At 33.8% G+C, this 22926-nt stretch carries 22 protein-coding genes, 1 tRNA gene and 1 riboswitch; of the genes, 20 read left to right on the top strand and 3 right to left on the bottom strand.

Annotation, left to right across the window (positions count from 1 at the left end):
- Window positions 1-309: 309 nt before the first annotated feature.
- The 3 genes from H8707_RS03305 to H8707_RS03315 all read left to right on the top strand — a co-directional run bounded on the left by H8707_RS03305 (window position 310) and on the right by H8707_RS03315 (window position 5198).
- Window positions 310-2283: a helix-turn-helix domain-containing protein gene (locus H8707_RS03305; protein ID WP_262428733.1), complete on the top strand. Its 1974-nt coding sequence runs from the start codon at window positions 310-312 to the stop codon at window positions 2281-2283.
- Window positions 2284-2427: 144 nt separating this feature from the next.
- Window positions 2428-3816, top strand: coding sequence for an MATE family efflux transporter (locus tag H8707_RS03310; protein WP_262428734.1), 1389 nt, complete (start codon window positions 2428-2430; stop codon window positions 3814-3816).
- A gap of 137 nt (window positions 3817-3953) precedes the next feature.
- A complete protein-coding gene (locus H8707_RS03315) occupies window positions 3954-5198 on the top strand; it encodes an aminopeptidase P family protein (protein ID WP_262428735.1) in 1245 nt (414 codons plus the stop codon).
- A 46-nt stretch (window positions 5199-5244) separates the two neighbouring features.
- Here H8707_RS03315 and H8707_RS03320 read toward each other — a convergent pair whose 3' ends face one another.
- Complete coding sequence (locus H8707_RS03320) at window positions 5245-7698, bottom strand: tyrosine-protein phosphatase (RefSeq protein WP_262428736.1); 2454 nt, start codon at window positions 7696-7698, stop codon at window positions 5245-5247.
- Window positions 7699-7922: 224 nt separating this feature from the next.
- A riboswitch (cyclic di-AMP (ydaO/yuaA leader) is annotated at window positions 7923-8053 on the top strand.
- An 82-nt stretch (window positions 8054-8135) separates the two neighbouring features.
- Between H8707_RS03320 and H8707_RS03325 the strand changes: the two genes are divergently transcribed.
- Together H8707_RS03325 and H8707_RS03330 are read left to right on the top strand one after the other, a co-directional pair.
- Complete coding sequence (locus H8707_RS03325; protein WP_262428737.1) at window positions 8136-9269, top strand: NAD/NADP-dependent octopine/nopaline dehydrogenase family protein; 1134 nt, start codon at window positions 8136-8138, stop codon at window positions 9267-9269.
- Window positions 9270-10913: a cobalamin B12-binding domain-containing protein gene (locus tag H8707_RS03330; protein ID WP_262428738.1), complete on the top strand. Its 1644-nt coding sequence runs from the start codon at window positions 9270-9272 to the stop codon at window positions 10911-10913. It abuts the gene before it with no gap.
- A gap of 35 nt (window positions 10914-10948) precedes the next feature.
- On the opposite strand, the gene H8707_RS03335 is transcribed toward H8707_RS03330, so the two are convergent.
- Window positions 10949-11024 (bottom strand) — tRNA-Val (locus H8707_RS03335).
- Window positions 11025-11292: 268 nt separating this feature from the next.
- Here H8707_RS03335 and H8707_RS03340 point away from each other — a divergent pair.
- The 14 genes from H8707_RS03340 to rsmI all read left to right on the top strand — a co-directional run bounded on the left by H8707_RS03340 (window position 11293) and on the right by rsmI (window position 21394).
- The gene (locus H8707_RS03340) at window positions 11293-11979 is read left to right on the top strand and encodes a hypothetical protein (RefSeq protein ID WP_262428739.1); all 687 of its coding nucleotides are present in this window, start codon (window positions 11293-11295) and stop codon (window positions 11977-11979) included.
- A 53-nt stretch (window positions 11980-12032) separates the two neighbouring features.
- Complete coding sequence (gene zupT / locus H8707_RS03345; RefSeq protein WP_262428740.1) at window positions 12033-12842, top strand: zinc transporter ZupT; 810 nt, start codon at window positions 12033-12035, stop codon at window positions 12840-12842.
- 156 nt (window positions 12843-12998) lie between these two features.
- Window positions 12999-13265, top strand: a complete 267-nt coding sequence (locus H8707_RS03350; protein ID WP_262428741.1) for a pro-sigmaK processing inhibitor BofA family protein — start codon at window positions 12999-13001, stop codon at window positions 13263-13265.
- Window positions 13266-13353: 88 nt separating this feature from the next.
- Window positions 13354-13992, top strand: coding sequence for a 50S ribosomal protein L25 (locus H8707_RS03355; protein WP_262428742.1), 639 nt, complete (start codon window positions 13354-13356; stop codon window positions 13990-13992).
- Between the two features lie 106 nt (window positions 13993-14098).
- Window positions 14099-14284, top strand: a complete 186-nt coding sequence (locus H8707_RS03360) for a sigma factor G inhibitor Gin (RefSeq protein ID WP_262428743.1) — start codon at window positions 14099-14101, stop codon at window positions 14282-14284.
- A 331-nt stretch (window positions 14285-14615) separates the two neighbouring features.
- The gene (locus tag H8707_RS03365; RefSeq protein ID WP_262428744.1) at window positions 14616-16028 is read left to right on the top strand and encodes an aminotransferase class I/II-fold pyridoxal phosphate-dependent enzyme; all 1413 of its coding nucleotides are present in this window, start codon (window positions 14616-14618) and stop codon (window positions 16026-16028) included.
- Window positions 16029-16043: 15 nt separating this feature from the next.
- Complete coding sequence (gene tmk, locus H8707_RS03370) at window positions 16044-16664, top strand: dTMP kinase (RefSeq protein ID WP_262428745.1); 621 nt, start codon at window positions 16044-16046, stop codon at window positions 16662-16664.
- 17 nt (window positions 16665-16681) lie between these two features.
- Window positions 16682-17008, top strand: a complete 327-nt coding sequence (locus H8707_RS03375; RefSeq protein WP_262428746.1) for a cyclic-di-AMP receptor — start codon at window positions 16682-16684, stop codon at window positions 17006-17008.
- 88 nt (window positions 17009-17096) lie between these two features.
- Window positions 17097-17381: a cyclic-di-AMP receptor gene (locus tag H8707_RS03380; protein ID WP_262428747.1), complete on the top strand. Its 285-nt coding sequence runs from the start codon at window positions 17097-17099 to the stop codon at window positions 17379-17381.
- A 12-nt stretch (window positions 17382-17393) separates the two neighbouring features.
- A complete protein-coding gene (gene holB, locus H8707_RS03385) occupies window positions 17394-18368 on the top strand; it encodes a DNA polymerase III subunit delta' (protein WP_262428748.1) in 975 nt (324 codons plus the stop codon).
- A gap of 5 nt (window positions 18369-18373) precedes the next feature.
- On the top strand, window positions 18374-19264 hold the full coding sequence (locus H8707_RS03390; protein ID WP_262428749.1) for a PSP1 domain-containing protein: 891 nt from the start codon (window positions 18374-18376) through the stop codon (window positions 19262-19264).
- 79 nt (window positions 19265-19343) lie between these two features.
- Entirely contained in the window at window positions 19344-19511 is a 168-nt protein-coding gene (locus H8707_RS03395) for a 4Fe-4S binding protein (RefSeq protein ID WP_262428750.1), read from the top strand.
- A gap of 183 nt (window positions 19512-19694) precedes the next feature.
- Entirely contained in the window at window positions 19695-20414 is a 720-nt protein-coding gene (locus H8707_RS03400) for a tRNA1(Val) (adenine(37)-N6)-methyltransferase (RefSeq protein ID WP_262428751.1), read from the top strand.
- 161 nt (window positions 20415-20575) lie between these two features.
- Window positions 20576-21394: a 16S rRNA (cytidine(1402)-2'-O)-methyltransferase gene (gene rsmI / locus H8707_RS03405; protein WP_262428752.1), complete on the top strand. Its 819-nt coding sequence runs from the start codon at window positions 20576-20578 to the stop codon at window positions 21392-21394.
- Between the two features lie 50 nt (window positions 21395-21444).
- On the opposite strand, the gene H8707_RS15160 is transcribed toward rsmI, so the two are convergent.
- Window positions 21445-21684: an AbrB/MazE/SpoVT family DNA-binding domain-containing protein gene (locus H8707_RS15160; RefSeq protein ID WP_316699584.1), complete on the bottom strand. Its 240-nt coding sequence runs from the start codon at window positions 21682-21684 to the stop codon at window positions 21445-21447.
- A gap of 113 nt (window positions 21685-21797) precedes the next feature.
- Between H8707_RS15160 and H8707_RS03415 the strand changes: the two genes are divergently transcribed.
- Window positions 21798-22781 carry a DNA double-strand break repair nuclease NurA gene (locus tag H8707_RS03415; protein ID WP_262428753.1) on the top strand — a complete coding sequence of 328 codons (984 nt, stop codon included), beginning with the start codon at window positions 21798-21800 and terminating at the stop codon, window positions 22779-22781.
- Window positions 22782-22926 lie beyond the last annotated feature (145 nt).

Here is a 22926-nt window from a genome sequence, read left to right on the forward strand (position 1 = left end):
GAAGAGCTAAGAACTAAGAGTGAAGAGTTGTTGGGGTCGAGATTTAGGGCCTTTAACAGAGATTCTTCACTTCGTTCCGGAATGACTCCTGCAGTGATTATACGGCATTTATATACCCGAATTTACTGCTGATGTCATCCTGAGTTTAGCAGTATAAGCATTACTTCCGAAGGATCTCCGGTTTTAAAGATAGGTAATAAGTAAAAGGTAATAGGTAAGAGTTGTTGAGGCCGAGCTTTAGGGTCTAAAAAGAGTAGATACGGTCTATCTTACTTTTTAGTAGAATATATAAAGGGTTAAGGGGATTTTATGAGAAAAGAATTTGTAGAATATTTAAAAGACCTGCCAATCAACATTCGTCTGGCGAATATTATGGAATACCCAATCCATTGGAAGGATTCCATAGAGATTTTATTTGTATTAAAAGGCAATATAAAATTGGGAGTGGAAACGGAAACCTATACATTGAAGGAAAAGGATATGGAAATCGTCAACCCCAATGAGGTTTTTTGGATAAGCGCCGGTGATGAAGCAAATTTAGTTCTGATATTGGACATAGATCCAGGATTTTTTGAAAAGTATTATGATGATGCGAGGGACACGTTTTATTACACGGATTCCTCAGAGGATAAAGCACAAGAAGATGAAACGTATTATGCCCTAAGAAGATTTATATCAATTTTGCTCTATGAAGTAATCTCTAAGATAGACGACTATGAAGATGCAATTGAGGAAAATCTTTTAAATTTGATGTATCATTTGTTAAACAATTTCCACTATCTTTTTTATGAAGAGGAAAGTCTAAAAGATGATGAATATCAACTTGAGAGATATCATAGAATTGTCAAATATTTAAGCAACAATTATATGAACAAGGTAAGCCTTCAAGCCATTGCAGATCAGGAGTTTTTAAGCTCTCAATACTTATCATATAAGATAAAGGATGTTTTTGGACTTGGATTCAATGAATATCTAAATCAGATAAGGGTGGAAGAATCCACAAAACTACTCCTCGATTCAGATAAAAGCATAAGCGAAATATCCGAGGAAGTGGGATTTTCCCATGTAAGATATTATAACAAACATTTCAAACTTCACTACAATCTCACACCCATGCAATACCGTAAGAAAAACAAATTAAGCAATAAAGAACTTGAAAGCATGAAAAAAATTACTTATTTCAAGTTAAACGATGCATTACCCTATATCATATATTATATAGAAGATTATGAAAGATATGATTATGATAATAGGATAATAAAACTCGATGTGGATTTAAACAAAGAGTCTATAGAAGAATTTAAAAGGCCAAATTTGATAGATTTAGGAGATGCCTCCCTTTTATTAGAAGAAGAAAATAGATATATACTTAAGGAAATCCAAAAGGAAATAGGGTTCAGATATTGTTTGATAGATAAGTTTTTTTCTGCTGATATGGATATTTACAGAGGGAAGAATCATAGATTTATCAACTGGACCAGAGTGGAAAATATATTGGATTTTATAAAGGAAATGAAGTTATTTCCGATTATTAAAACAAATGGCGTGGAAAGGCATATATTGGATGACTTTATTGAGAATTTTTCAAATGTATACGATACAAATGCAGGAGATTGGCTTAATAAGGATATAGATGATTTAGATTCACATATGCTAAGGGAAGAAATAAGTTCTGTATATGACACAATGTATATGGTTCCATATATATTATATAATTATATTCATAAGGGGAATAGAGTTGTATTTAAAATGATAGACGAAATCAACAAGGAAACCGTACTTGATAATGACACATTTTTTGGAGGCAGCGGATTATTCACTTCAAATTATCTCAACAAACCATCTTTTTACGCTTTTAAGTTTCTATCATTATTAGGAGATGAAATACTGGACAAAGGAGACGGATATATAATTACAAAATCAGATATAGGCTATCAGATACTTTTGTTCAACCCTATAGAAATAGACGAAGATGTGGTATATGATAGAAAAACACAAGAAAAATCTCAAATTAGGAAAATATCCATTAACCTTTATAATATGGAAGAAGACTTTCAGATAACAAAATATGATCTGAATACAAGCTTTGGTTCCGTCTATGATAAGTGGATATATTTAGGCAGACCCGAGCGTATAGACAATGAACATTGGTCTTTGCTGGATGAGTATGTACATCCCAATGTGTCATTTTATTATGGCAAAAAGTCTCCGGTATTCAATATTTTAACAAAGGTCAAGTCAAACGGAGCGGTGTTATTTACATTAAACAATGTACTAACTTAAGATTTTTTTGGATTATCTTAAGATATTTGAGAAATGAGAATTTTATAAAATCCCCTAAACAGTCCCTGAATATGGCTAATTAAGTGAATGAAAAAAAACCTCCATAATGATAACATTATAAGGCAATCTAATGGAGGTTTTATTATGAGCAGTAACAGCAAGATATTTGAGGAAGAAAAGATTAGCAAACTATTAGTGAAATTTTCTGTGCCGATAGTTTTTTCTTTATTGGTAAGTGAACTTTACAATATGGTAGATACGTTTTTTGTAGGTCGTGTGATAGGTGGGAATGGAATTGGAGCATTGGGAGTAGTATTTCCAATTCAAAGGATAATCGTAGCCCTTAGCGTACTTATATCTGTAGGTACATCCACTGCATTTTCCAGGAGCAACGGAAAAAAAGATACGAAAAAATCAAAGAGGATATTGGAAAATGGATTTACATTATCCTACTGTATAATGATACCTTTAACGATTTTTTTATACTTTTGTAAAGAACAAGTATTAATAATATTTGGAGCAAGTAAGGATATATTGCCTCTTGCTCAGGACTATTTAGGGCTAATATTATTCGGCAGCGTATTTTTATCATTGACAATATTTATATCGGATATTATGGTAGCACTGGGAAACAGCAAAATATCCATAATTTCAACATCAATAGGTGCAATAATAAATGTAATTCTTGATTATATAACGGTAATGCATATGAATATGGGTGTAAAAGGTGCAGCACTTGCTACAAGTGTGTCTCAATTTATTGGATTCATATATGCATATTATAATTATAGGAAAATGACTAAAGAATTCAATGTAAGCTTAAGATTTGAATTGGACAAAAAGATAATCATGCCCATAGTATTGGTAGGAGTATCAGCATTTATAGTTGAAGCTGAAGACGGGATTCTTATGGCGGTTTTAAATAATCTTCTAAAGGGATCCGACATGGGAATAATCGTCCTCGGGGTGATTTCCAAGGTGTATATGTTCTTGTTTGTAACCTTGTGTGGGATAGCGTCAGCTATGCAGCCTATAGCAGCCTACAATATCGGCTCAAAGAATTATAAGAGACTAAAATCCATAATGAAAAAGACAAATCTATATGCATTTGTAACTTCAACCATCATTTGGGCGATTTCAATGATTTTCGCACCTCAGTTTATCCAAATATTTGTAAAAGATGCGGAAATAATCAAAGAATCTGCAAAGGCATTTAGGATAATGATATCGGTATTCCCTGTAATAAGTGTTTATTATGTATCAATATATTATTTTCAAGCCAGAGGAAATGCCAAGACGTCGGTTTTATTGTCTGTTTCAAGACAGTTATTAATAATGATCCCCATATCTGTAATATTGGTTAAGGGATTTAATTTAGGTCAAATGGGAGTTTGGATATCATATCCGATTTCAGATATCTTAGCGAGTTTGGGGTCATATATGCTAATTAAAAATGAAGGAATGGAGTTAAATATTGCAATTCGAAAACAGAATGAAATAGAAAAGACTAAGGGTCAGTATATATTAAATTAAATAGTAAAGGCCATTGGAGTTAATTGATTCCCAGTGGTCTTTTTTGTCTTACACTTCATAGTTGTTTAGTGTATAATGTGAATTAATGGTATTATTTACAGACTGTAAGGTGAACGTAAAAAATATGGAGGTGCTGAATGGATAAAGAGTTTTTCACGAGGAATAGAAATAGATTAGCGGATAAATTGAAGGATGAGAGCGTTTTGTTGTTATTTGCAGGCGATGCTCCGTATAAGTCTGCCGATGAACAATACCCATTTATACCAAATAGAAATTTCTATTATATTACCGGCATAGATGAAAAGAAGGTTATATTTTTAATGAGCAAAATAAATGGCAAGTTATCTGAAGGACTGTTTATTGAAAGACCGGATCCGGTAATGGCTAAATGGGTAGGAGCTACGATTTCTGCGGATGAGGCAGCTCGTAAGTCCGGAATAGAATCCATAGAGTACTTGGATCAATTTAAGGATGTAATTGGTTCGATACTAAATAGAAATAAAGTGGAAAATATATATTTGGATCTTGAAAGGCAGGAAATAGGGACGAGTGCAACCGAATCTCAGGATTTTGCCAAAATGATAGTTGAAAACTACCCTTATATAAAAATCAAGAATATTTATTATGATATTGCAGAATTGAGAATGATCAAATCCGATGAAGAAATACAGTTGATTAGAAAAGCAATAGAAATAACCAATGAAGGAATAAACAATATGATGGATAATACTACGCCCGGAATGATGGAATATGAAATCGAAGCTTATTTTGATTTTGTATTAAAGAAAAACGGAATCAACAATAGAGCATTTGAAACAATTGCCGGCAGCGGGATAAATGGTACAGTACTACATTATTCATCAAATAATAGAAGAACAAAAGATAAAGAACTTATTCTATTTGATTTAGGAGCACAATATAAATATTATAATGCGGATATTAGCCGTACATTTCCTGTAAATGGGAAATTCACCAATAGGCAAAAGCAAGTTTATAATATTGTGCTGAAGGCAAATAAAGCTGTTGAAGAAGCCGCGAAGCCGGGGATAAGATATAGAGAACTAAACGAGATTGCCAAAGAGGTCCTCGCAGAGGGTTGCATGGAATTGGGTCTAATTGAAGATAAAGATGAATTATCTGGATATTATTTCCACGGTGTTTCCCATTATTTAGGGTTAGATACTCATGATGTAGGATTGACTGATGTAGAACTTAAACCCGGAATGGTGATAACCAATGAACCCGGTCTCTATATTGAGGAAGAGGAAATAGGCATTAGAATCGAAGACGATTTACTTATTACTGAATACGGATGTGAAAATCTATCAAAGGATATTATAAAATCAGTTGAAGATATAGAAACTTATATGAATAAAAATTAAAAAAAGCCATTGGGACTGTCTGACAGCCCCAGTGGCTCTTTTGTCATTACATTGCAGGAGGAAGAACTAACTCCTGTCCAATTTGAATCATATTAGGATTTTTAATCTTATCTTTATTTAGGTTGTAAATCTCAATATAACGTGAACCGTTGCCAAGCTCTTTTTGAGCTATATTCCATAAGCAATCGCCCTTAATAACCACATAGGTTTTGACTGAAGGTTCTTCTTTAGGTTCTTCTACTATGTTATTATCATTTTCAATAGCGGTCTCTTCTTTATCAGTGGTTTCTTCAACTGCTTCCGGAATTTCTTCCACTGACTCTTCTTCCGCCAAAACGACTTTGTTTGAAAGATTATTCTTCAAATGAGAAATCTTCTCTGCTGTCATACCGCCTGCAAGCAAATAGTTTTCTGCAGCTTTTTCTAGATTGACATCCTCTAATTTATCGGTATCAGCAATATGTTTTAGCATTTCTATTACATCTTCTGAAATTAAATTATATTTATCGGTTCCTTTTTCAACGCCATAATAATTTATATAGCTTTGCATATAATCTTCGACTATCTCATCCTTAGTTGCTCCCATTAGGGATTCTATAAGGGCTGCGAAGTATCCGGCTCTATCCTTGCCTTCTGTACAATGGAAGTGATAAGGTCCTGAATTGTCAGCCATAAATGATAAGCCTTCAATTAAGCTTGCTTTGAATTCATCGCTTTTATATGCAGCTCCCATGCTTAGGGGTAATACCTTATTGCCTTTATAAAGTTCTGCATAATAAGGAGAAGCAAAATCCTCTGCCTTTAGATATTCATCTATGTTTTCATGAGAATCAGCAAGATTTACAACTGTATTTACCTTAGCTTCTTTGATAAGTTTATCTGAATAAGAAGCACGTCCAAGTTCGTTGTTTATTGGACTTGAACTGCGATATAATACTTCCTTAGGGATATTGCCTATTGCTATGTTGCGGAAGTTAGCAAATTCCTCATCAGAATTGTAATCTTCACGGTTATTTGTGCGTTCCAGTTTACGAACTTCATATTGAAGCATATATTCTTCAGGACCTGTCAGCATAATTGTAACTTTATCACCAGCATCAACTTTAGCAATTTCATTTAGCTTACCATAGTTGATACATATGCCTATATTGGTGTGTCCCGGATAAGCACGAACCAATGGCTCTCCATTATCTACATAATAATTATCCAAGAATGGAGCTTCAAGTACGAATCCATTATCAAATATAGCCGTAACCATGTCTCCTTCTTTGAATCCAAGATTATGAAAATCTTCTATCAGAACGTCGGTTGAAGCGTGTCCGTATTTTTCAATTTCAGTTATTGCTGCGGAAGCATGGGGAGATTTATAGATAGAGTCAACTGAAAGTTTTGATTTAAGTGTTTTTATTTCTTCATTACTCATACCTATTTTTTCAAGATATTTTTCTGCAGCCTTTGCTAAATCAACATCCGATATGTCTGCACCTTTTTCTAATCCTGCTACAACAGTTGTAAGGGATGAGATGATGTTGCTTTCAGCTATTGAATTGTATTGCTCGCTGCCCTTTTCAATTTTATAATAGTTTTCATAAGTAGTCATATAATCATCAACTACTTCATCATATGCTGCTCCCATTAAGGATTCCAACAATGCACTTACAAATCCTGCACGATCTTTACCTTCAGTGCAGTGAATTAGATATGGTCCTTCATTTTTACTTAAAAAACGAAGTCCGTCAGCTAATTTTTTACCAAAATCTTCTCCTGAAATATCAACACCCATATTCAAGGATATGACTTTACCTGCATCATAAAGAGATTTGTAATAATCGGAATTAAAATCATCTGATGCAATATATCCTTCTATTTCTTCTTTTGAATCGGCTAAATTCAATACTGCATTGACACCAACTGCCTTGGTTAATTCATCGGCATAAAGAGCGCGGTTTAAATTATTATTAACAGGGCTGCTGCTTCGATATATAACCGCCGGTTCAATACCCGTAGTCGTTATACTGCGGAAATTGGCATAAATAGAATCGGTTTCATAGTCAGAGCGTTCGTTGGTACGAGTCAACTGATGAATAAGATATTCAGCCAGATACCCTTCCTTCTCTAATAGTGAGAATGTAATTTTATCTCCAACCTTTACGTTGTAAGTAGTTGCAAAGTTACCCATATTAATAGCAACAACAAGCAAATTATCATCTTGATCATCGCGAACTACAAGACTTCCGGTATCTACATCACTGTAAGATGAACAGAAAGGAATTTCAAGTTCGCTATCACCGGCTGTAACCTTTAGCATATCACCCAATTCATAACCTGCATCATAAAGCGACTCGGGCTTTATATCTAAAGTAATATTGCCGTATTTCTGTATTTCTGCGATATTCCCCACTACTTCAGCATAATTATCTTCTGCTAGTGTTGTAAATGATATTGAAAATAACATTGCAACCATTAAAAGCAGTGAAATGATTCTTCTTGACCTTTTCATGTTTACTTCTCCTCCTTTTAATTAATATGTAACATTTTAATTATATCATTTTTTGCAGTTGATTTCTATAAATCCTCAATTGTCATCAATTCCGTATTATTTAAAGAAGCTTAATTGACTTCTCCGGATACGGTGGAAAATTATTTTAAAAAATTTTCATTGCAAGTTTTATTATTACATGATATAATTGAAAAGAGGTAATTTTAACACTAATTATACGAAAAGTGAATATATCGCTGAATTCTTTTTTAAAAGAGCGGGGGAACCAATCACAGGGGTGAATCCTTTTAATAGGATGGGCAAACCTTAGTCCTAATCCGACAGCTAACCTCGTAAGCGAATTTAAGGTGGCGTTATCTTGTACTGAAAATCAGAACTATGGAAACTCCATAGTATTTTTTTTCCCCATTATGGTTTACATAATATCTATTATAATTATGAAGAAAGGTGATGTTATGAGAAGAGATTTGACCTATTGTGTTATAGGAGCAGGGAATGGTGGACTTGCTATGGCAGGTTATCTGTCAAAGATTGGTTATAAGGTGAATTTATTTAATAGGACATTAGAAAAGATAATTCCTTTGCAAAAAGATCCTACAATTCATCTAACAGGAGAAGTAACAGGATCCGGTACCCTAAATAGGGTTACCAGCAACATAGAAGAAGCAATAGAAGATGTCGATGTAATCATGGTTACAATACCGGCTATGGGACATCGTTCAATAGCCATAGAAATGGCACCATATTTACAAGACGGACAAATTATAATACTTAATCCGGGAAGAACAGGCGGAGCGCTTGAAGTATATGAAATTTTATCAAAAAAAGGGAAAAATAATATAACAGTAGCGGAAGCACAAACCTTAATTTATGCGGCCAGATCAACATCTCCAAACAGCGCCCACATTTTCCAAACAAAGAAAGAAGTAACATTAGCAGCAATTCCTGCCATAAAAACAAATTACGTACTAAAACTTATTAATGATGCATATCCTCAATTTATAGAAGCAAAAGATGTATTGGAAACAAGCATAAATAACTACGGAGCAATATTTCATCCGGGACCAACATTATTAAACAGCGGACATATCGAAAGGGGAATTCCTTTCCAATATTATATCGATGGAATCACCCCATCTATTGGAAAATTTTTGGAAAAGATGGATATGGAAAGGATGAAAATTGGAAGGATGCTTCAGATTCAAACTCTTTCGGCATTAGATTGGTTGGAGGAAACCTATGGCTCATATGGCGACAGCCTTTATGAAGGAGTACAAAATACTTCTGCATACCAAGGTCTTCAAGCACCGAAAGGACTTCAAATAAGATATATATATGAAGATGTCCCTTGTAGTTTAGTCCCGATGGAATCAATAGCTCGTGTACTGGGATTTAGAACTCCTGCCATATCTTCAATTATAGATATTGCACAAATTATCACCGGAAGAGATTTTAGATTAGAGGGTAGAACTGCGGATAAACTAGGATTAGCCGGGCTTAGTATTGCTAATATGCATGATTTAGCACGAAACGGGTCGGTAATAAAGTCGGAATTGGAAGAGGTGATGTAGTTGAAAAAAGTAATTGGAGGAACTTTAGGCAATTGCGTTCATGTGGCAGGCACTATGAACTATTTGAATTTGGCCGAAAAGGAAAATTATAAGACGGAATTCATTGGCATAGGCCTTAGCATAAAAGAGCTTATAAAAAATATATACGAAAAGAAACCTGATATAGTTGCTTTATCATACAGACTAACACCGGAACCGTTAAATGAAATTTTGAAGGAATTGGCGGAAGAAATAGAAAGCGATTCATATTTAAAAGAATTAGAATGGTTGTTTGGGGGGACACATCCTACAGCAGAGGTTGCTGCAAAATATAATATATTTGATAAGATATTTGATGGGCGTGAGGATATAGATGAAGTTATAGCATATCTAAAGGGGATTGAATATACAGATGATCAAAACTATCCGAAAGATATAATATCCAGAATAAAATCAAAATATCCATACCCGGTATTGAGACATCATTTGGGACTTACATCCATAGAAAAGACAGTTGAAGCTATAGAGAAAATAGCTGACTCTAAAGTTTTAGATATTATTTCAGTAGCTCCCGATCAAAATGCTCAAGAATTTTTCTTCGACCAAGAAAATATGGATACCAAATTGGACGGGGCAGGAGGAGTACCTCTTAGAAGTGAGGCAGACTTTAAAAAATTATACAATGCGGCTCAAAGAGGGAATTATCCATTGCTGCGATCTTATAGCGGCACTAGAAATATTATCCAGTTTGCTCAAGTATTAAAAGACAATATTGATAACGCTTGGTGTGCAGTACCATTGTTTTGGTATTCCGAATTGGATAAAAGAAGTTTAAGACCTTTAAAACAAGCAATAGAAGAAAATCAGCAAGTAATGGCTTGGCACGGAGAAAGATCAATTCCGGTAGAGGTAAATGATCCTCATCATTGGAGTTTAAGAGATGCCCATGATACCATAGGCGTTGTAGCAGCATATCTTGCAGCATATAATGCTAAGAAAATGGGTGTAAAGGATTATATAGCTCAATATATGTTCAATGTACCGGCTTTTATATCTCCTGAAATGGATTTAGCCAAAATGCTTGCAAAAATACAGTTAGTAGAAAGCTTGGTTGATGATAATTTCAGAGTTTATCGTCAAGCAAGAGCAGGGCTTGCCAGCTTCCCGGCAAACTTGAATCAAGCGAAGGGACAATTGGCAGCTTCAGCATATTTGGCAATGCAAATTAAACCTCATATCTATCATGTAGTAGGATTTTGTGAAGCGGACCATGCTGCAGAAGCTGATGATGTTATTGAGTCCTGTATGATAGTAAGGGGAATAATCAAAAATGAATTTTTAGGCTCAATAGATATGACACAGCAAAAAGGTGTCATAGAGAGAAAGGAACAATTAATTGAAGAGGCCAAATTGGTTATTGAGGCGATAAAATCAATTGGTGAAGGTGCGGAAGATCCGCTATCAGATCCTGATACTTTGGCAAGGGCTGTTAAACTTGGTATATTAGATGCACCTCAATTAAAGGGTAACAAGGCGGCGAAAGGAGAGCTTAAGACAAAAATGGTAAGTGGAAGCTTATATCCATATGATGAAGAAAATGGTAGGATTATTTATGAGAAAGAAAGATTAGAGGAGATCATGGCGGAATATAGGGTTAATAAATAGGTCACTGGGACGTCCCAGTGACCTTTGACTTGAATTGGTGGGCGATATTGGGCTCGAACCAACGACCTCCACGATGTCAACGTGGCGCTCTACCATCTGAACTAACCGCCCTAGTTAGATTACATATTACCATAAATATCTTTATAATTCAATAGTCTCATTCACTATCTTAAAACCGGAGATCCTTCGATAGTTAGGTTAATCCTGCCCGGCTCACCCTTAGACTACAAAGGGTACAGGACAGGACGACCCAAGGGTCGATTGTGCATTGTGAATTGAAAAGGTTGTGAATTGAAAAAGGTTGTGTTGCTTTTTTTACCAATAAAATATAAACTAAAGGTGTATAATATTAATGTATTACCGAAAGGGGATATAGATCATGCAAATTGTACAGCGGATTATTGTACCAATTACATATATATCTTACTTGACTATAATTTTTCTTATAGGAAGATATATGCATACCAATTCCCCTGGAAATTGGTATTATAAGGTATTTGGGAATTTGTCCTATTGCTTAGGAATAGCAGATGCTATTTATCTAATCCCAAGACTATATGCTATTCTAACAACCGGCATAGAAGATAATTTGAAGGTAATCGGATGGGGCAGATTAGGGTATTCTATTACCATAACCCTATTTTTTATAGTTTTATACAATGCATACAATATTAGATTCCATAAGAAACGAAACAAAAGATTAGACTATACAATATATATATTAAGTTTTATTAGAATATTTATTTGCTTATTGCCGGGTAATGATTGGTTCGAATTAAATACCTCTAAGACCTATGCAATAATAAGGCTTATTCCTTTAGGTCTAATGGGATTGTTGCTGATTATGGTTACATTCTTACATGGCAGAAAGTTTAATGACAAAAAATATAAAATAGTACCGGTAGGCATATTTTTTTCAATTCTTTTTTTGGAACCAATTGCTTTAGTACCGGGAGATCAAAATAAAATATTTATATTTACAATATTAAGGACAATATCCCTATTATGGATAATCATTCTTGGGTATAAAGAGTTAAGAGAAAAAAATGTATTAAGCAGATACTAAATAATAGTGAATAGTGAACAGTGAATTGTATGCTTATATAAGGAGGCATTTGTTTGAACAATTTATTTTTATCCCTGGGGCTAACGTTAATCGTTGGAATGTCCATGGGATTAGGAAGCTTATTATCCTTTTTTATAGATGATACTCATAAACGACTTATGGCGTTATCATTGAGTTTTGCAGCAGGGATTATGATTTATGTTTCATTTATGGAAATGCTTCCGGAGGGAATACATCTTCTGGAAGATTATATGGGAGAAAGGGGTCATTCAATAGCTATTGTATGGTTTTTTGGTGGAATGTTTATTACTGCAATTTTAGAAATAATAGTGCATAAATATGCAGGTGGGTTTCATGACCACAATTACAATCATAGCCATGAAGGACACAATAATGACGGAGAGCATCTATCAAAACTTGGAGTATTATCGGCCTTGGCAATCGCCGTTCACAATATACCTGAAGGGTTAGCATTGTTTACAGCAGGATTAAAAGATATTACATTAGCACTGCCCATAGCAGCCGCAGTTATAATCCACAATATTCCACTTAGTGTTGCTATTTCCGTTCCGCTTTATTATTCCACAGGAAGCAGAAAAAAGGCGTTTTTATATACACTGTTAGTAGGGTTGTGCCAACCTCTTGGAGCGATTTTAGGATATGCGGTACTTTCACAGGGGTTTAATGATCTAATAATAGGAATCTTGTTTAGCATAGTTGCCGGAACGATGGTTTTTGTAGCAATAGATGAATTGTTACCAACGTCACAAGAATATGAGGATCACCATTTATCGGTTTATGGAGTTATCCTTGGCATGATAGTTATGGCTATATCATTAACCTTATTGGGGCATCATCATTAGTATAGACTTTTTAGATAAATATAAAATAGTTTATGAGGTAAAATCGCTCTTCTGTAACAAAGTGTTAAGTACATTAAATTTAATAATTGGATAAAATAAAGGAATAAATTCAGAGGTTAATCCTATATTATAATAAGGAAGTAAGGAGGGATTTTTATGGGTGTTAATTTATACACCATAGGAGCGTTTTTACTCGGACTAGTATTATTATATATAGTTGGTATGCTTTTAGTAATACCTATAAAATTATTGATTAAGTTATTAATCAATGGATTTATAGGAGGTGTAATTCTATTTTTTTTCAACTTAATTGGGGGAATTTTTAGTTTATCAATAGCAATTAACCCTCTAAATGCACTTATTGTAGGTATATTAGGTGTTCCCGGGGTAGTTTTGCTGCTCATAGCGCAGATGATTTTGTAACCAAAAGTTGTGAATTGCTAATGATTGCATAAACTCTCGCACTATGGTAATATTATTATAATTAACAGATTAAAGGAGGATCCTAAAGATGAGCATAAAGATGAAAGTAGACTTAAGAACAGGAATCGGATCAAATAAAATAAAGCAATTAAGAAAAGAAAATTATATTCCTGGAGTAATATATAGCAGAGGAAAAGAAACAAAGCATGTAATGGTAGATAATATGGCGTTTGAAAAAACCTATAGAATTGCAGGGACTACTTCAATTATCGATTTAGATTTGGAAGGAGAGACTGTGCCTGTAATTATTAAAGAAGTACAGAAGCATATTTTAAAGGACAAAGTGCTTCATGTAGATTTTCAAGAATTAAAAATGGACGAAAAACTTAAAATGAATATTCCTATTGTCCTATTAAATAGGGACAATATAAAACTTCAACCGTCTGTATTAATGCAATTATTGGACCAAGTTGAAATTGAATGTTTGCCAAAGGATATACCACAAGCTGCCGAAATAGATGTGGAAAATATGGAATTTAATGCACCGAAATTTGTAAAGGATTTAGATATTGCGGGTAACGAAAATATAACAATATTAAATGATTTGGAAATGGTAGTATGTTCATTGTCAGCACCATCACTACGAGATGAAGAAGCAGAAACTGAAGAAGAAGTGGAAAATGATGTTGAAGTAGCTGATACTGCTTCCGAAGACGATGAAGAATAGTATTTAAAAATTTAATCACCTTGCCAAGCACTTTATATCTTATCTTGAATAAAATATAATTAAAGGATATCAAAATTATATTGCTATTATGGTAAGGGGTGGGATTATGTATTGTAAAGTTTGCGGGGATGAGAATGAAGGTTATAGAATCTTTGGAATATATATGTGCAAAAGGTGCTTTAATAAACTTGAAACAGTCTCTATAGATGATGAAGACTATGATGAGTATAAAAATTTAATAAGAATACTACTTAGCTATTATATAAGCAAAGAACTAAACCCTGTAAATTGATACAGGGTTTATCTATTACTTACTACCTTTTACTTATTACTTATCTTTTAAAAGGCCTCAAAGCTTGACCCCAGTAATTTTTACCTATTCCCTATTACCCATCTTTCCCTCTTCACTCTTCACTATCTTAAAAAGCGGGGATCCTTCGAAAGCAATGCTTATACTGTCCGTATCACCCTTAGACTACAAAGGGTACACGGCAGGACGACCCAAGGGTCGATTGTGAATTGTGAATTGATTTTAAATTATTAAAAATAATAGTTTATAAATATTTTTCAGTGATATATAATAAGTAAGAAAAAATGATAATATGAAAAATAGGAGGCAGGAAATGAAGACACCCGTATTTGATGCACTAAAGAATTTAATGGAGGAAAACAGTGTATCTTTTCATATGCCAGGTCATAAAAACAGAAATACACTTATTGAATGGGGGAAATATATACCCTATATAGATACGACAGAAACTGAGGGAATGGATTATCTCTTAGAACCAAGAGGCATAATACAAGAATCTCAAGAATTAGCAGCAAAAGTCTTTGGCTCTAAGGCCACGTATTACGCTGTAAATGGTTCTACAGGAAGTGTATACATTGCAATGGCAACAATCACCAAGCCGGGTGACAAGGTACTCATTCAAAGAAATTGTCATAAATCTGTTTATAATGGACTAATTTTAAATAGATTAAATCCGGTTTATGTATATCCGAATTACAATGAAAAATATAATGTATTGACAGGACTGTATCCGGAAGACATAGATAAAGCATTGAGTGAGGACAAAGAAATTAAAGCAGTAGTAATCACTTATCCGAATTATTATGGTGTCTGTTCAGATTTAAAGAGGATAGCTGAAATAGTTCATAAACACAATCGAATTTTAATGGTTGATGAAGCCCATGGACCCCATATGACTTTTTCTGACAAACTGCCAATGCCTGCATTGCAAGCCGGTGCCGATATAGTAATTCATAGTACACACAAAACACTGCCTAGTTTTACTCAAACATCCATGATTCATGTCGGGTCTGACAGGATAGATTTAAATAAATTGCGAGATAGATATCAGCTCTATACTACTACCAGTCCTTCCTATTTATTTACGGCATCCAATGAAATAGCTACGGCATATATGGATGGAGAAGGCAGAAAGAGATTGACATGGAGTCTTGCCAAGATAGATGAAGTCATAAAGAGATTAAATGCAATAGATAGGGTAAATGTATTTACGGGGGATCCTGAAGACCCAACAATATATGATAAGGACAATACAAAGATATTAATAAGTATAGATGGAATTAAGGGAACTAAAATTAAAAGTATATTGAGGACTAAGTACAATATTAGACTTGAAATGTCAGATTATTATCATGCACTGATTCTCACATCTGTAATGAATGAGGATTTAGATTATGAAAAATTGTTGTCTGCAATCGAAGATTTAGCAAAGACCTCTCCTTATGAAGAAATAAACAAAGTAAGCATAAAGATGCCAAATCCTAAAATTGTTATAAAACCTGCAGATGCTTATTATGGGAAAAAGGTACAATTAGAATTGAAAAATGCAATAGGCAAAGTTTCAGCGACACCTATTATTCCATATCCACCCGGGATCCCACTAATAGTTCCGGGTGAAGAAATAACTAAGGAAATATATGAACATATCATGTTCTTATTAGAAAATGGTATGGAAATAGTTGGACTAATGGGGTATAATAAAGACCATACAGTAGTAATAGAGTAAAGGAGTTGTTGTCTATTGAGGGGTAAGTTCATTACCTTAGAAGGTCCTGATGGCTCCGGGAAGTCCACTATATTAAATTTAATTGGTGATTATCTGGAACGTAAAGGCATAGATTTTATTATATCAAGAGAACCGGGAGGCACTGTAATAGGTGAAAAAATTAGGGATATTGTATTAGACAATAAAAACACAAATATGGGACCGGAAACAGAAGCCCTACTCTATGCGGCAGCTCGTGGGCAACACGTTTATGAGAAAATAATGCCTGCCCTAGAATCAGGTAAGACAGTAGTGTGTGATAGATTTGTATTATCAAGTCTTGCTTACCAAGGAGTTGGAAGAGATCTTGGCATTGAAAAGGTAAAGATGATCAATGACTTTGGATTAAGGGGAATCTACCCGGATTTAATTCTATTTTTTCACATAGACCCGGAGCTTACATTAAAAAGAAAGATGCTTAAAGAAGCCGGGGATAGACTGGAGCAGGAAGGTGCCGAATTTCACAGGAAAGTATATCAGGGTTATATGGAATTATTAAAAAAGTACCCGAAAAATATTAAGATTATAGATGCAGATAAATCTATAAATGAAGTTCTTAGACAAAGCATTATAGAAGTTGAAAACTTACTATTTTAAAAGGAGGCGTAATATTTATGAAACTTATAGTAGCAATAGTGCAAGATCAAGACGCTCCCAGTTTACTAGATGATTTGACAGAACAAGACTACAGAGTAACAAAATTAGCATCAACTGGAGGATTTTTAAAATCAGGTAATACTACGCTATTAATAGGCGTGGAAGAGGCACAGGTTGAGGAAGTTATAAAGACCATAGAAGAAAATGGTAAAACCAGAGAGATTACAACATCATTGATGACGGTTACAATGCCGGGAGACACTTATGTTCCATATCCGCTGGTAGTAAAAGTAGGAGGAGCAACTGTATTTGTGTTGGATGTTGAAAAACATATAAGGATATGACGAGGTGAAATTCAGTCTCGTTGAAACTTCCGAGAGGTTTTTGCAATTGCAAAATCTTATTGAAATCTTGTTATAAGGAGTGAAAATTATGAAATTAATTATAGCAATAATTCAAGATGAATATATAAATAAAGTAGTCAAGGCATTGATGACAAAAAAGATAAGGGCTACCAAGCTGTCATCAACCGGAGGATTTTTAAAATCAGGAAGCACTACTCTTTTAATCGGCATTGAGGAAACTCAAGTTGATGAGGTAGTGGAACTTATAAAAGGACAGGTTATAAGCAAGAAAGTCAAAGATGGAGAAAATGAAATAACTGTTGGAGGAGCAAATTTATTTATAATGGACATCGATAAATACGTAAAAGTTTAGCCGGAGGGTATGATGGATTATAAGGAAATAATAGGCCATGAAAAAAATATAGAATCCCTAAAAAGATTAGTACAAAACGGGACTATAAGTCATAGCTTTCTATTTGAAGGAGAAGAAGGCCTAGGGAAAAAGATGACTGCAGAAGCCTTCGGCAAAACCCTTTTATGTGAAGAACAAAAACAGGAGCCATGCAACAGATGCTCTTCTTGTATCAAATTCGATAGAGGAAATCACCCGGATTTTAGATTATTAGAGCCTAAAAAAGGATTAATCAAAAAAGGTGATATTGAAGCTTTGATAAAGGATGTTGCCATGGCTCCTTTTGAATCCAAGAGGAAAGTTTTTATCATAAACGATTGTCATAAGATGAATCGTGAAGCTATGAACTCACTCTTAAAGACTCTGGAAGAGCCGCCGGAGTATGTAGTTATCATATTGATTACTTCCAATGCAAATAGTCTCCTACCCACAATATTATCCAGAGCAATGAGTATAAAGTTTTATCCCATAGAAGTTGCAAAAGTTGTTGACTATTTAGTAAATAATTATGATAAGTCTAAAGATGAAGCAAGATTTATTGCTGAATTTACAAAAGGGTCAATAGGAAAATCGATAGAACTGTCAACTTCAAATGAATTTTTTCTGAAAAGAGATGAAGTTATAGATATCGTTGACGACTTGGTAAAAGGTAATAAGGTGCGAGCTTTTGATTCAAAAGATTTTTTTGATAGCAACAAAGAAAATATTGATGAAGTGTTGGACTTGATTCTTTTCTGGTTTAGGGATTTAATGATATATAAATTTGTCAGTGATAGCAATTTAATCATAAATAAGGATAAAATGCCAATCTTATCAAAGGAAACCTTTTTGGATTTTCAAAATATTAATGATATAATAGAAAGAGTAGAACAAGCCAAAAAAGATATAAGTAGAAATGTAAACTTTCAATTATCTATAGAAACAATGCTTCTCAATATAGGAGGATAATATAAATGGTAAAAGTAGTAGGAGTAAGATTTAAAAAAGCAGGTAAAATCTATTATTTTGACCCGGATGATATGGATGTAAAATTCAATGAATTTGTAATTGTTGAGACAGCTAGGGGTCTGGAGTTTGGACTTGTAGTTATTGGTCCCAAGATGGTTAACGATGAAGAAATAGTCGCACCTCTAAAAAAGGTAATTAGAATAGCTCTGGATGAGGATTTTGAAATTCATAGGGAAAATATCAAAAAGGCAAAAGAAGCGCTTATCATCTGTCAGCAAAAGGTAGAAGAACATGGAATAAAAATGAAACTTGTTGATGTTGAATATACTTTTGACAACAATAGAGTTATTTTCTATTTTACAGCTGACGGAAGGGTGGATTTTAGGGAGTTAGTAAAGGATTTAGCAGCGTTATTTAGAACTAGGATAGAATTAAGGCAAATTGGAGTACGTGATGAAGCAAAATTAGTTGGCGGTGTTGGACCATGCGGTAGAACTGCGTGTTGCGCTCAATACTTAGGTGAATTTGAACCTGTATCAATAAAGATGGCCAAGGAACAAAGCTTATCTCTAAATCCAACAAAGATTTCCGGCCTTTGCGGAAGGCTCATGTGTTGCTTAAAATATGAGCATGAAAATTATGAAGAATTGATATCAAAAATTCCCCAAGTTGGCAGTATAGTTATTACACCGACGGGAAGAGGAACAGTGGTAAATTCTTATACTCTGCTTGAAAGGGTTAAGGTACGTATCAAACTTAAAGATGGTACAGAAGATATATTGCAATTTCAGGTAGATGAGATTGAAACCACCGGGGAAATCGATCCGGAATATCAGAGGACGATTGAAAATAGTGATGAAGAGCATGGCATTAATGAATTATTTGAGATGGAATAATTATATTTTATTACCTCTTTAAAATTGATATAATATCTGTTAGAATAATACCGTAAACACAATCTTGGAGGTGAAAAAATTGGCATATCATATAACTGATGAATGTATTGCATGTGGCGCATGTGAACCGGAATGCCCTACTGAAGCTATATCCCCTGGAGATATTTATGTTATAGATCCAGAAAAATGTATTGATTGTGGCTCTTGCTCAGATGTTTGTCCTGTAGACGCTCCACAACCAGAGTAAAAGTACTTATTTAAAGGAGACCCTTTTGGGTCTTTTTTTATCACGAAAGCAGTTCTTAACTCTCTTCACTTTTCTTTCAATTGTGCATTGTGAACTGTGCATTGTGAATTGTGAGTTGTGAATTGTGAATTGTGAATTGTGAATTGTGAATTGTGAATATCTATTGAAATGAGGTATACAATTTTGTCTAAAGAAAATATTCATATTGATATAGTCCCCGGAACGAATTACAAGATAAAACAATTAAAGGATAAATTTTCCTATGGAACAGATGCAATCTTTCTTTCTGACTTTGCTAAACCTAAAGGACTTGTGATGGATCTGGGTACAGGTACCGGAATTATACCATTAAGGTTAATTGACAAAGGAAAAATTGATATGATATATGGTGTAGAGATTCAGACACAGGTTGCAGAATTGGCTAAGGAGAGCATAGAATTAAATAAATTGGAAAATAAAATTAAAATATTACATATGGACTTAAGGGATTTACAAAAATATTTTCCAAAACATACATTTGATGTTGTAACATCAAATCCCCCTTATATGAAAGAGGGAGGAGCTATAGTAAATTCTGATGAGAATTTTGCCATATCAAGACATGAAATCAAATGCACCCTTGAGGATATACTCAATATAACAAATTATCTTTTGAAGCCACTAGGCAAATTTTATCTGGTACATAGGCCGGATAGATTAGTGGATATATTGTATACTATGAGAAAATATGAAATAGAACCAAAATATATAAAATTTGTTCAGCCTAAGATAGAGAAAAAGCCAAATTTGATATTAATAGAAGGATTAAAAAATGGTAAAAAGGATTTAAAGTTCTATGACCCTTTAATAGTGTATAATGAAGATGGAACATATACAGATGAGATATATAGGATTTATAAATAATAGGTAAGAGAGAGGCAGTGAATAAGTAACAGTGAACAGTGAACAACAGTTAAAAGATAGGGAATAGGTAATAGGTAAAAGATTAAAGCATTGTGCATTGTGCATTGTGAGTTGTGAATTGAAAATAATTGTGAATTGTGAATTGAAATCAGGTGTCAAATATGAGTACAGGAAAACTATATATATGTCCAACGCCCATTGGGAATTTAGAGGATATAACCATAAGGACATTAAAAACTTTGAATGAAGTGGATCTGATAGCAGCAGAAGATACGCGGCATAGCCTTATACTTCTTAATCATTATGAGATCAAGAAGCCTTTAACCAGTTATCATGAGCATAATATTAGGGAGAAAGGCCCCAAGCTGATAGATATGCTGTTAGAAGGCAAAAATATTGCTCTCATTACAGATGCGGGAATGCCCGGCATATCTGATCCCGGGGAGGATTTAATTAGATTGGCTATAGAAGAAGAAATCGAAGTCATTGGATTGCCGGGTCCAACAGCATCTATAACGGCATTGGTAATATCGGGAATCAGTACGGATAAATTTGTTTTTGAAGGATTTTTAAGCTCCAAAAAGAAAGACAGGATAAAAGAGTTGGATATGCTCAAAAATGAAAGGAGGACTATTATATTTTATGAATCTCCTCATAGAATCAAGGACACTTTAGATGATATGTTAAATATTCTTGGAAATAGAAAAACAGCAATAGCAAGGGAGCTTACTAAACATTATGAGGAAATATTTAGAGGCAACTTGGAAAATGCAAGGGAATATTTTTCAGAAGGTGTTAAAGGTGAATTTGTAATAATAGTTGAAGGTAATAAAGAAGAGATTAAAAAAGAAATAAATGTCGGGGGAGAATTGAAAAAATATTTGAATTTGGGGCTATCGAAGAAAGAAGCAGTAAAAATAGTCTCGGAAGAAAATGATATTCCGAGAAATATTGTGTATAAAGAGAGTTTAAAGCTATAAAAAATAGATATTCTAAAAGGGGAAGTTCTTTAGAATATCTATTGTGAAAATTAATACTTTAATTCTTCTTTACACTTTGGACAGATGTATTTATTTTTAAATGGTTGTATGCCTTCAGTTTGTCCGCAGAATGTACAAGCCGGTACATATTTCTTTAAAACAATCATATCTCCGTCCACAAAGATTTCAAGAGGTTCTTTTGGCTTAATTTCTAAATTTTTTCTTAGTTCCTTTGGCAAAACTATTCTTCCTAATTCATCAATTTGTCTAACTATGCCTGTAGATTTCAAATTATTACCTCCTTTATTATACCAATTTATAACAAACATATTATACCATATTGCGATTCAATGTCAATTAAACTGTCTAAATGTTACAAATACTTCAATAATTAGGTGATAAAATGTATAATTTAAATAATGAGTTAAAAGAAAAAATTTCAAATCTAAATGATGCATTAGAATATAAATATAACCATTACTTAGATTTAAATAAAAATGATTTTCGTGCATTCATAAGGCAATATATTGGAAGTATAATTCCAATGGAAAAACTGGATAAAGATATATTGTCAATATATGAGGGGAAAGGCGGTATCGTAGGTGTTGACGGATCCAACAATAGAGTTGGCGGTGCCTATCCGCACTATATTGAAATATATCAAGCACTGGCGAAATCAACCGTATATACGGATAACCCCATTTTTAATTCAGATGTATATTGTCCTTTATACCCAGAAAATGGGGAAAACCCACTGGAAGATGAAAAAATTATAGAAGATAAAAGAAATACCTTACTTGCCACATTGGAAGTTAAGGCGGCAATAGAAGCAGTTTCGAAACATAAACCTTACGCAATTTTAATGGACGGCGGACTTATAAGATACAATATATATGCTTATGATATGTGGATGGAATTGAAAACCAGATGTGAAGAAGAAGGTATAATCCTAATAGGAGTGATAAAGGATATAAAGACTTCTATAATAGGAGATGTGATGCAAGAACAAAATCCGGATATAAAGGATATTTTCTATGATCGGGAGTTACTGTTTGGGGTATTGGATTATGGAGAGATGATTTTAATAGATGATGAAGTAAACAGAAAGAAAAAAGAAGGATATTCTTCGGTATTTTTACGTTCATCGTTGGCTCCGTCGGTTATCGGAATGGATATCATAGATACCCAAAAGGAATATATAGAAGAAATGGCTCGTCTGGTGTTTACCCTTACACCGGAAAACAGCAGAGGAGTACCCCTTTGGCTTGATATAGTTGATAAAGAAGTAAAAATCTCAGATGATATGATGAGAGCATTGCTGGAAAGATATTTGGACAGAGGAGTTTATGAAAGATTCTTCGTCTCAGAAAGAGATAAAAGGACGTAAAGATATAGTGAACAGTGAACAACATCGCATTTAGTCTTTAGATTCATCTTCTAACTTTTGACTACACAATAAAAGCCTGTCTTGCAAAATGAAGGGACTAGATAATTCTCTCATAGGTCTATCTATATGGTCGTATCATTCTACT

The organism is Paratissierella segnis (assembly GCF_014385195.1).
Taxonomy (GTDB): domain Bacteria; phylum Bacillota; class Clostridia; order Tissierellales; family Tissierellaceae; genus Paratissierella; species Paratissierella segnis.